Source organism: Holdemania massiliensis AP2, from assembly GCF_000327285.1.
In the GTDB taxonomy this organism is placed as follows: Bacteria; Bacillota_I; Bacilli_A; order Erysipelotrichales; family Erysipelotrichaceae; genus Holdemania; species Holdemania massiliensis.
Genome location: NZ_HE998569.1, coordinates 226,491 through 237,306, shown reverse-complemented (window position 1 = coordinate 237,306; position 10,816 = coordinate 226,491). Strand labels below are relative to the sequence as shown.

The window sequence follows — 10,816 nt, the reverse complement described above, 5'->3', positions numbered from 1 at the left end:
CACGGAAGTGTGAGGCATCACATGGCTTGGGAATATGAAACCTTTGGCCCGGACGGTCAATGCAAATTGTTCGGTGTGAACATCTTTGACTACGACTGGCAAACCACCGGCAAGCGGGTAAAAATCAAAGACCCCATCTATCACCAAGACCATACCTTCGAGGTCTGGCAGGTAGAGATTGATGGGCAGATCCACCGCTTTGCTGCTGGAGAGTTCTCCAACTGCGTATGGGGATTTTATTTAGAGAAAGACGGATGAAAGGAGTGTGTGGGCGCATGAGCCGAATCGTCGATAAACCCTACTTTACATACAGTGCATACAACGCCCTGACCTCTGGCATTCAGGTGAAATGCCCCAAGTGCCATGGCGCAGGTGTGGTGACAGCGGATGATGACAACGCCTATTTCCGGTGCCTGAGCTGCGGCCACCGGATGACGCAGGATCGGACGATCTACCGTTATGATGTCCATAACCAGTGCAAAAACTGCGGCAGGTACTACCGAGTGGATATTGAAGATACGGCAAAGCAGCATTTTCCCGTCCTCCATGTGACCTGCCCCTATTGCGGAACAACCATGTCGGGAGAAGTTCATAAAACAGCGGAGGCGTTTTCATATATTGGCGAAATCAGAGATGGACGAGAACCTTATTTCGGGTTGGAACTATGGTTTTTGACTTCATTTCAGGGAAAACCTGTATGGGCACTCAACCGAGAACATCTTGCCTATCTGATCGGCTATCTCAGCGCCGGACTGCGGGAAAAGCCGCCGGGAAGAGCGAAAATGACCCAGGCCGACCATCTCCCCACCTTTATGAAAACCGCAAAGAACCGGGAGCGGATCGTGAAGCTGCTGAGGCAAATGCAGGAGAAATGAGGATGGAACAGAAAGTAATTTACAACGGCCAAATTCTTACTCTGACTCGGTTTTGGGCAACAGGAGAACCTTGCCTGTGGATCACCGACCCACAGCAGATCGAGATGCCCAAAATGGAGTTTGTGGGAGGCCACCCGGACGAATACTGCATTTTCCTGAAAAATCTGACGGAAACAGAACTGGCACAGATCACATCTCTGGACGGCGCTCCACTGGATGTGAAAGAAGAACTAAGCGACATCGAATGAGGAGAACACTATGAAAGACCTTTGCCAATACGGAAACCGGCCGGAGGACGAATGGGAAATCTTGCCCTGGATACCTGATCCGCGCCCGCCCTTCAAAATCTGGGTGAAGCCGGAGCAGATCGCGCCATTCTTTCTCATTCCCCACCACCCCTATGCCATCTCCCTTCTGCTGAAGATCAGTGACGGGTTCCGGACAGAAGAATTCTGCCGGCTGGGACTGACCGGCAGCAGCGGAGACTGGGAACGGCTGGTCCGGGGCGTGATCCGGGAGTTTGAGGAAAGCAATAGTGGTGAGGATCTGTTTCACTTTGACTCCGACGAGGATGTGTTCTGCGTCTATTCCCAATACATCGATGACCTGATGATGCTGGCCAAAATGATCCGGGCGGCCTGTGCCGATGAAAAAACGATGCGGATGTATCTGAACATGAGCGAGGCAGCGGAAGCATGAGAGAGTTAACTACTCAAACAGGGATAGTAGTAAAATGCAGTAAAACGGCCATTGAATTTTTCCAAAATGCTCAGTCAGTGGATTTCTTTTCTGTGCTGGAGATCCCAGAGGAATTCCAAGGTATAGCGGTTGAGTTTTATGATTTGATTATGGAAAATGATCATCTTGCGGCCTTGCTGGGCTGTCGCGGCAATTATGATATTGCAATACAGATAGATGAGGTAACCGGCACCATGACGGGGTGGCATTGGTTCAAATGAGGGAAATGGAATGATCGAGTATATCAAGCTCTTTTGGGAGGGCGCACCGGAGGGTGAACCATCGGTCATCCTCTATGAAGTGGATACCGAAAATGAGCGGTTGGCCCTCCGCTCCATTGACATCTTTGCGGATGGCCGCACCCGCAACATCCCTGCCCTTTACGACGGCGCCATCGAGATCACACCAATCCTCACCGTGGAGGAATTGAACGCCCATGTCTGGGGCGAGGAGTTCCACGCCTGCATCATAGAGAAGGCGGAATTTGAGGCCATCTGGGAAACTCACACCTATGATGGAGCGTTAAAGTAGCCAGGAGGAGACACTATGAACAAACCTATAAAAGCCAAAAATCTGCCGTTGTTCTCCATCATTGACCTGAACCAGCTGCGCCGGGAAAACCATCTGGAGGGCACAGAAGTGACAGACTTTTTCACGGCAAGGGATGGAAAAGTCTATCTTCTCATGGAACAGCCGTCCGAAACACAGGGTAAGGACTGGCTCAGCACTCCTTCCACCTATACCGCAGTGGAAATCCAGCTGGATTGGGCGGAACAGCGGGTGCTGGAAACGACGCTGTTTCCTCTTGGCCTCTTGAAGTTCCAGTTTCATTATTTGCGGCCCGCAGGTGATCACTTCCTCCTGCTGGGGGCAAGATGCGCCTATCGGGAAAACGGCCCCGACCAGAACGCCTGGATCGTCAGCCGGGACGGAGCTGTGCTGTCCCGTTTCTGCCTGGGGGATGGCATTCAAGACTGTGTGGTAAAAAAAGATGGCACCATCATTACCAGCTACTTTGACGAAGGTGTATTTGGTAATTACGGTTGGGATGAACCTCTGGGTGCTTGCGGCCTGATTGCATGGACATCGGAGGGAACTCCTCTCTGGAAGAATGAGAACTATTCCATCTATGACTGCTACGCCATCAGCCTGGACGAAGAAGAAAACCTGTGGTTTTATTATTACGATGAATTCCGGCTGGTGCGGACGAACTTCAAAGAGGACTTTGTATTTGAACTGCCAATCGAAGGAAGCGGAGCTTTTTCTGTTGCCCCGTCCGGCAATACCTTCCTGTTTCAAGGCGGATACCAGCAACGGGATAAATTCTACTTCCTTACCGCTCATGGTGATCACCTTGGGAAAAAACAGGAGGCTATTCCCACCTGTGACGGAAACAAGGTCGCTGTGGAGCAGTGCAGCCTGCTTCGCAGCCGGATGTTGTTCCTTGGAAAAGATGGTGTGCTCTATGGAGGTATTTGGGGGAGCGATGGCCAATGAAACAGTCTGATATTTATACCGAGGCTCTGACCTGTCTGCGCTCCATCCTTCTGGCAGACCATCCAGAGTTCCAAAACTGGATCGACTGGTTGGAGCGGGACATTCAGGACTGGAACCAGCGGCGGGAGGTTGCCCACCATCTTCGGGCATACGGAGGTATGGGCTCGTTCAACGACCTGCCCAGTATGCGTGGAAATCACGACTATATTTTCGACTTTCTCAAGTCCGTGTGCTATGCCTTCGGCCATCTTTATGGCAAACGGGAAGGCATTTCTCCGGAGGCATTGATGGAGGAGTGCCTGCACGATGTAGAGCAGGCAGCCTATCACCCCCATAAGGCACTGAACCAAGCCATTGCCCAGCACTTGATGCAGGGCGATTTACAGGAAAACCTGGATAGGCTGTAGGAGGACTTGTTATGAACAAAAGACTATTCCGCACCCAATTCAATCAAATGGAAAACATCGAGAAGCAGGTGCTGATGGAGAGCCTGGCTGCCCGTTATGATATGACCTTTCTCGGTCTACATACTTTTGACCGCTGGGGCCAGAGCTGCACCACCGGCATCTTCAAGAAAGATGGTCGGGAGTTCGTCTTTGTCCCCGGCGATACCGTCACCCTGGGCTGGGAGCAGTTTGCCGTGGGATTGAATCAGGAGAGCCGGGAGGAATTGGAGTATCTGTTCCGAGAATGGGAAATGGAGCGGGACCCGGAGGAGATGATTCGGGAAAGCATGGCTCCTGTTCGGCAGGCGGCCATTGGACCCATGCTGGTGGGCCGGGAGCTGGAGGAAATTAACTGGGAGCCAGTCAAACTGGAGGACCCACGACTGCGCTCGGAATGGTTGGAAGATTTTCGCCAATTCGCTTTGACCGACAGGGACAGTCTTACTCTGGCAGGTCGTGCCCGTTTCGAACGGGATAGTGACAGCTGGCAGGTCAGCCTCTATCACGAGGTGGACTATCTGGACTTTCAAAACCGGCTGCAAAAACAGGGCTTCTCCCTGCCCACGGCGGACGAGTGGGCCTACCTGTGCGGCGGCGGATGTCGGACCCTGTTCCCATGGGGAGATGGGTTAGACTACTCCATGCGTCTACGCTGGTTTGAGGACATGGATGAGGATGAGAACCGGCCCTATGATATGGAGGAACCCAACTTCTTCGGCCTGTCCATCGCCTACGACCCCTATATGCGGGAAGTGGTGCAGGCTGATAGACTTACCACCTGCGGCGGTGACGGCGGGTGCAATATCTGCGGCGGGCTGGGCCCATTTCTCGGTTTCCTACCCTGTTCGCCCCACTGTAAGCCGGAAGTGCAGGAGGACAAGGAACTAAACGGAGATTATGACTTCTACCGGCCCATTATCCGGGTGGAGAACCATGATTGACAATAGAAGCTTGATACGAAATAAAGAAAGAGAGGTGCCGACATGGGAGTATGGGGCATAAAAGCATTAGAGCGTGACGAAGGGCTGGATGTACTGGACATCCTCAAAAATGAATATGTACCGGAGCATCCGGTAATGGATCTGGGCGAGATGATTGAACTGATGAAAGAGGAAGTCATGCTGGGATCTGACTTCTCACAAATCGACTTCCTCTTTGACAATACTGCGATGGCTCTGGCGGAGCTGTATTTTCAATGGAAGGATAACGGCAAGCTGGACTACGATCATGAAGAAGCTATATGGGATAAAGTCACCGGTTTCACAGCATCCAAAGAAGCACTTGCTTTCCTGCTGCGGCAGCTCACCGACATCAAAAACGAGGTGCCGGACGAGGACGGCATCCGTGAGATTATGGATCTTTGGAAGAACGAGGATAGCGGTGAGATCGCTCCTGCGTGGTTGGAACACTTGAATCAGCTCATTGATCGACTGGATTCAGAACAGGAGGCACGACAAATGTATATCAAAAAATACTGGGGCAACTTTATTGGCGGTTCCGATGACAGTCTGAACCTTGTGGCATTTTTAGAGGATCAGAAAAAGGAGGAGATCCCCCTCAGCGAGATTTTCTCCAAGATCGGTCTGGACAAGCAGAACTGGGACTTTCGCCAAACCGTGGAGTACCTGGAGTTTACACATTCCGATGGTGTGGAGATGGACTTTCACTTCGCCATTGATGTGGTCACCGACCTGGCCGCCATCCTGCTGGAGTGCAGCGTCAGTGGCAGTGTAAACCTTCAGGATCTGGACGAGTACAACACCCCCGCCCGCCGTATCCGCATCACTGCTACGCCAGAGGAGCACGAGGCCATGGACAAGGCCCTGGCGGACTTTGCCCAATCCCCCCTGACCTATGACCTCCATGAAATGATGGACGACGAGGAGATTCAGGAGATGGCACATCATGTGGAGGCGCTGCGGAAGGAACTGTACGAGGCCGCTGGCCGCAACCGCAACTACCAGGTGAAAGCGGAGGATGTGAAACATCTGCTTGCTGACTGGGAGGGTGCCGATGGCTGTATCGCCACCAACCGCATCACGGTGGAGGGCCGCAAGGTGGGTTACTGCTATCGTGAGATTCCAGACGGTAACTGGGACAGCGGCTGGCGCTTCACTGCCGGTGACGAGAGCGATGAGTACATGGACGACCCCAACAATGCCGGGATTTACAAGCTGAACACAATTTGCAACGACGATCCCGACATTATCCCGCTGCTGAACACCTCCGCTCCCTGCGCCTTTGAGCGGGATGAGAACGGTGTGTTCCAGCAGATCAAAGACTGGAAACCGGATGAGGACGAGGAGGACCCTGATATGGACATTTTGAAGCAGTGCCAGAAGTGGCATGAGGAGAGCAAACAACATAAAATTATTGATGCGCTGGAGGCCATCCCCGCCGAGGAGCGTACCCCTGAGATGGACAGTGAGTTAGCCCGTGCCTATAACAATCTGGCAGACCCACATAAGCCAACTTGCAAAGAAATGCTCAAAAAGGCCCTCGCTCTGCTAAAGCCCCATGAGGAATACTTCGAGGACGATTATTACTGGAACTTCCGCATGGGTTACTCCTACTTTTATCTGGATCAGGAGGGCCGGGCTCTGCGATATTTTGAAAAGGCATTGGAAGTCCGCCCTGGTGACGATGACACCAAAGAGTTTATCGACCGGTGCAAGCAGGGTATTTCTCTGCCGCAGTTCTGGGAGTGCTTCCGGGAGCGGACAGAGAACTGGTGGGAAACCTTTGCCGGGATGGAAGCAGAATTGCGCCAGATGATGGATGAGGACAAAGATCACACCCGCGGCGCAGAACTCGTGGCCCAAATGGAAGGGGCTTTGAACCAGGCGTTTGACGAAATCTCCTTCGAGATGGGCTTCAATGGCGAAAAGCATGAGCTGATCCTCACCCCGGAGGGGGATAAGGTCAAACTGTTTGAGCTGGTCTACTTCCAGAAGCACGCCCCCAAGGAGGTGCTGGAGCACTGGAATATCCTTGTGGGCCGTCAGCCTCTCCAGAACATCGGCCTGCGTACTGAGGATGGCTGGGACATCTCCGGGGAGGATGTGCAGATCTGGCTGGAGGAGCAGGGTGAAAACAGCTTCGCCATCTCCGCCTACTGCGAAAAGCTGCTGCCTATGCTCCGGGAGGAAGAAGGCCGGGCCTGGTGGATGCTCACTACCCTCACCGACCAAGTGCTGGGCGAGATCCCCCACATGAGATACATAGACAGCTTTGATGTGCTGGAAAAGCCCAAGGCAGAGCCGTCCTTCCTCCTGTCCCAGCTGCCCGACAAACTGCGGGAGCAGGGCCTGGAGCTCTCCACCGACCCGGAAGCCTATCTGGAGAGCTACCTTGGTTACAAAATGGAACCCAAACAGGACCCGGACGCCGATTGGCGGCTGGATGTAATGGCCGGTTCCACCTGCTGTGTGCCGCTCATCAACGGCTATCTGAATGCCGACAATGATTTTATGGACGATCTCCATGCCGACGGCGCGGTGGCGGGCTTCTTCTGCTATCCCCTGGATACCCTGCGGGAGGAGGAAGGCAGTCAGAAAATTTTCGACTTCCGGGACAAACTGGAGGAAGTGCTCACCGGCGGGGATGGTTCGGAAGTGCTCACTCTCACCGGCGGGGCTACCGGCCTCTACTGTGGCTATGTGGACTTCATCGCCTGGGACATCCAAGAGGCGCTGAACATGGCGAAAGAGTTCTTTGAAGGCACGGACATCCCATGGGCCATCTTCCACACCTTCCGCCGTGAAGCCGGTTCTGTACCCCTAAAGCAACAAGATGCTGGGTCAGAAACTGAGAATCAGGATGACGAGTTGGACGAGGCGCTGACGGGCATGGACTATATTCCTTATACCCAACAGAACGCCGAAGCATTCTTCGCTCAGTTGGAGCAGTGGAACGACGAAGACGAGTACACCCGCTGTATCCAGGCACTGAATGCCATCCCGGAGGACTGGAGGAACTATCGCACCGCCTACGCCTTGGCACGGGCGCTGGAAAACTACGCCATTATCGGGGACCATGACGAGGGCACCCCTCGCTATAAGGGAGACAAGGCCCTGTGCCGCGCCATCGAGGTGCTGGAGTCCGTCCGGGAGGAAGGCCAGGACAAGGCGGAGTGGAATATGCGGATGGCCTACGGCTATCAGTATCTCTATGGTCAGGAGGAAAAGGCCATTCCCTACGCCCGGCGGTGGGCAGAGTTGGACCCCGAGGACGAAAATGCCTCGGCGGTGATTCAGGAGTGTAAGGCGGAGATCCGGAAACGCCAGCGCAGCCGGAAGAAGGCCAAATTCGTGCCCGGTGATACCCCCTTCGAGGGCTTCGACCTCACCAACTTCTGGGACGACAGTATGTATGCGCTGAAAGAGTATGTCAGCGATCCGCCTTCCGATGAGCTGATCGCCAGCGTGGAGGAGGAACTGGGCTATAAGCTGCCCGCCGCCTATATCTGGCTGATGAAGCAGCACAACGGCGGCATTCCGGTGAATACCTGCTATCCCTGCGATGAGCCGACCTGTTGGGCAGAAGACCATGTGGCCATCACCGGCATTTTCGGCATCGGGCGGGAAAAGAGCTGCTCCCTCTGCGGAGAGCTGGGAAGCCAGTTTATGATCGATGAGTGGGAGTATCCTGCCATCGGAGTGGCCATCTGCGACTGTCCCAGCGCCGGACACGATATGATCTTCCTGGACTACCGGGTTTGTGGCCCCCAGGGAGAGCCTGCGGTAGTCCATGTGGATCAGGAAAACGACTACAAGATTACCCATCTGGCAGACAGCTTTGAGGAATTTGTCCGCGGACTGGAGCATGAATCCCTCTATGATCCGGATGAAGATGTAGAGGATCTTGAGGATGACGCCGACGAGGAGAAAACTGACCGTAAGGGCTCCTTTGCCGGGTCTGTGCTCCTCTCCAAAGCGGAATGGGACAAGGAGCAGTTGATCCGGAATCTACGGGAAGAATGGGGCATCGTAGATGAGGAGCCGGATGAGGGCGACGAAGATGATGAGAACAGCGATGACGCTGTGGTAATGCGGGTCGGCGGCATGATGCTGATCGTGACACTCTTCCACGGTCACATCCCGGACAATGAAGCGGAGATCAACGCCGAAAACAACTATATGTGGCCAGAGGCCGTAGAGGTGGCCAAAGCGCACAAGGCCCATATCATGGTGGCTGTATTGGGCGAGGAGGAAAAACTGCTGGAACGGGGCAAGCTGTTCACCAAGGCGATGGCAGTGTGCTGCAAGCAGAAATACGCCACCGGTGTCTACACCAGCGGCGTGGTATTTGAGCCTCGTTTCTATGAGGGCCTTGCCGATATGCTCAAAGAGGACGAACTGCCCATCTTCAACTGGGTTTGGTTCGGCCTGTACCGGAGCGAGGGGGGCCTAAACGGCTACACCTACGGCATGGATGTGTTTGGCAAGGAGGAAATGGAGGTGTTGAACACCGACGCTGAGCCGGAGGAACTGCGGGACTTTTTGGCCAGCCTTGCCTCCTATGTGCTGGCGTGTGATGTGACACTGCAAGACGGCGAGACCATCGGTTTTTCTGCGGACGATAAGCACACCATCACCCGCAGCCCCGGCGTCTCCCTGCCGGAGGAACAGATGACCCTGAAGATCGGTTACGAGCCTATAAAGGGAGATCCGGAGGATGACAGCTGCGACCACTCAGACAATGATGACACGCAGGATGAGGAAGAATTCAGTAATCCCGAAGTCTACACCGAGGAGGAGATGGAAGCCGTCGAGGGGCACATTGAGCAGTATTTCGGCAAGTTCGAGAATGTGTTCCATGAGCTGGTTTCTCCCGACATCCATGTGGACATCTGCGTGGTGCCGCCCTCTGAGGAGCGGGACTACTGCACCCTGGTCACCATGGGCATGGGCGCTCACCGGATGAATGTGCCGGAGGAACTGGCGGAATATAAGCTGGAGCGGGCGGAGCTGGCCATTGCCCTGCCTGCGGACTGGAAGCTGGATCAGGAGTCCATGAAAGACGAAAAGTGGTACTGGCCCATCCGCCTGCTGAAATCCTTGGCCCGCCTTCCCATTGCCAGCGATACCTGGCTGGGCTTCGGCCATACCATGGACAATGAGGAGGATTTTGCAAAGGACACAAAGCTGTGCGCCGCCATTCTGACTGGTCCCCAGGATACCGAAGATGGCAGCGAGGTCTGCATCCTGCCGAGTGGCGAGGAGGTCAACTTCTATCAGGTGATTCCTCTCTACCGGGATGAATTGGAATATAAGCTGGCCCATGACGCGGACGCCCTGCTGGGCAAAATGAACGGCATCAGCTTTGTGGTGGAGCCTGATCGTCAGGATGCTATCACCCGTGGCACCCTTTCCAATGATGATTTTGACGGTGAGATGGACGATGCCTCCTATCATATCGAGAGCATTGAGGAGAAGGAACTGCCAATTGACCCCATCAACGCTTATAACCACATGGCCATCTACCTGCGCTGGTGCATGGAGCACGACCTGATGGGTGAGGACTTCCTGAAAGAATACAGCGAAGTGGCCAAACAGGTCAAAGCTGATCCTGCCAGTGTGGATCTGCGGGAGTTTATCCGGGATGAGCTGGACGGCTGTCTGTTCTCTGTGCTATTCAATCAGCAAGGCCGTGCCTTTGCAGGCTATTACTACGGAGAGGGCGACAGCCCCTACTATCCTGCCGATGTTGACGACAACGCCCTCCGCTTCTTCGGCCCGGAGCGGTATCACTCTGATGAGTTCCAGGATGAAGCCTACCTGTTCATCCCCTTTGACGAGGACTACTATCAGGCTATGGCAGAGGTGATCGGGGAACGGTTTGAAAACTGGCAGGGACAGGACTTCGACGAGGACACGCTGGAGCCTTCCGAGGTTGCTCAGGCCATCATGGAGTATCTGGACTGCGAGTGTACCTATTTCCCATCCATGGCAGATGATGACCCCATCATGTCGGCATACAGCTACACCCAGCGGCTGGGGGTACGGGAGGGCTTTGTTCCCGTGCTCATCAAGGCGGATGATGAAACGCTGTTGGAGTGTCTGGTGATGAACGCCGATCCGGAGCACAATGCGGACTTCTACGAATTTGACCTCAAAACAGTAGAGGAGTATCGAAAGAAGATGCTCTCCGCTCCCATCAAGGACGGAAAGGCGGTTCTGGAGGAATTGACCGGCCAGCGCAAGGAAGAAGCCGAGGACGATGACATGGACTGGGAGGCGGAAGTCCTGGGCGAGATGG

At 54.3% G+C, this 10,816-nt stretch carries 10 protein-coding genes; all 10 read left to right on the top strand.

The window, feature by feature from the left end:
- Window positions 1-258 (top strand): hypothetical protein (locus tag BN162_RS13475; protein ID WP_244264201.1); only part of this gene is annotated, 258 nt, incomplete at its 5' end.
- Between the two features lie 17 nt (window positions 259-275).
- The gene (locus BN162_RS13470; protein WP_020225638.1) at window positions 276-875 is read left to right on the top strand and encodes a hypothetical protein; all 600 of its coding nucleotides are present in this window, start codon (window positions 276-278) and stop codon (window positions 873-875) included.
- Window positions 876-877: 2 nt separating this feature from the next.
- Window positions 878-1,123, top strand: coding sequence for a hypothetical protein (locus tag BN162_RS13465; protein WP_020225637.1), 246 nt, complete (start codon window positions 878-880; stop codon window positions 1,121-1,123).
- Window positions 1,124-1,133: 10 nt separating this feature from the next.
- On the top strand, window positions 1,134-1,574 hold the full coding sequence (locus BN162_RS13460) for an immunity 51 family protein (protein WP_020225636.1): 441 nt from the start codon (window positions 1,134-1,136) through the stop codon (window positions 1,572-1,574).
- The gene (locus BN162_RS13455) at window positions 1,571-1,834 is read left to right on the top strand and encodes a hypothetical protein (protein WP_006059604.1); all 264 of its coding nucleotides are present in this window, start codon (window positions 1,571-1,573) and stop codon (window positions 1,832-1,834) included. Before BN162_RS13460 ends, BN162_RS13455 begins: the two co-directional genes overlap by 4 nt.
- A 10-nt stretch (window positions 1,835-1,844) precedes the next feature.
- A complete protein-coding gene (locus tag BN162_RS13450) occupies window positions 1,845-2,144 on the top strand; it encodes a DUF6881 domain-containing protein (RefSeq protein WP_006059605.1) in 300 nt (99 codons plus the stop codon).
- Window positions 2,145-2,159: 15 nt separating this feature from the next.
- Window positions 2,160-3,110, top strand: a complete 951-nt coding sequence (locus BN162_RS13445) for a hypothetical protein (protein WP_020225635.1) — start codon at window positions 2,160-2,162, stop codon at window positions 3,108-3,110.
- Complete coding sequence (locus BN162_RS13440) at window positions 3,107-3,517, top strand: DUF6966 domain-containing protein (RefSeq protein ID WP_002588992.1); 411 nt, start codon at window positions 3,107-3,109, stop codon at window positions 3,515-3,517. Before BN162_RS13445 ends, BN162_RS13440 begins: the two co-directional genes overlap by 4 nt.
- Window positions 3,518-3,528: 11 nt before the next feature.
- Window positions 3,529-4,497 carry a formylglycine-generating enzyme family protein gene (locus BN162_RS13435; protein ID WP_020225634.1) on the top strand — a complete coding sequence of 323 codons (969 nt, stop codon included), beginning with the start codon at window positions 3,529-3,531 and terminating at the stop codon, window positions 4,495-4,497.
- 42 nt (window positions 4,498-4,539) lie between these two features.
- On the top strand, window positions 4,540-10,816 hold a 6,277-nt coding region (locus tag BN162_RS13430), incomplete at its 3' end, for an immunity protein Imm33 domain-containing protein (RefSeq protein WP_040452120.1).

Excerpts from the sequence above, each read along its gene's own strand:
- BN162_RS13470 (WP_020225638.1), top strand. The coding sequence starts at position 276 with ATGAGCCGAATCGTCGATAAACCCTACTTTACATACAGTGCATACAAC.
- BN162_RS13465 (WP_020225637.1), top strand. The coding sequence starts at position 878 with ATGGAACAGAAAGTAATTTACAACGGCCAAATTCTTACTCTGACTCGG.
- BN162_RS13460 (WP_020225636.1), top strand. The coding sequence starts at position 1,134 with ATGAAAGACCTTTGCCAATACGGAAACCGGCCGGAGGACGAATGGGAA.
- BN162_RS13455 (WP_006059604.1), top strand. The coding sequence starts at position 1,571 with ATGAGAGAGTTAACTACTCAAACAGGGATAGTAGTAAAATGCAGTAAA.
- BN162_RS13450 (WP_006059605.1), top strand. The coding sequence starts at position 1,845 with ATGATCGAGTATATCAAGCTCTTTTGGGAGGGCGCACCGGAGGGTGAA.
- BN162_RS13445 (WP_020225635.1), top strand. The coding sequence starts at position 2,160 with ATGAACAAACCTATAAAAGCCAAAAATCTGCCGTTGTTCTCCATCATT.
- BN162_RS13440 (WP_002588992.1), top strand. The coding sequence starts at position 3,107 with ATGAAACAGTCTGATATTTATACCGAGGCTCTGACCTGTCTGCGCTCC.
- BN162_RS13435 (WP_020225634.1), top strand. The coding sequence starts at position 3,529 with ATGAACAAAAGACTATTCCGCACCCAATTCAATCAAATGGAAAACATC.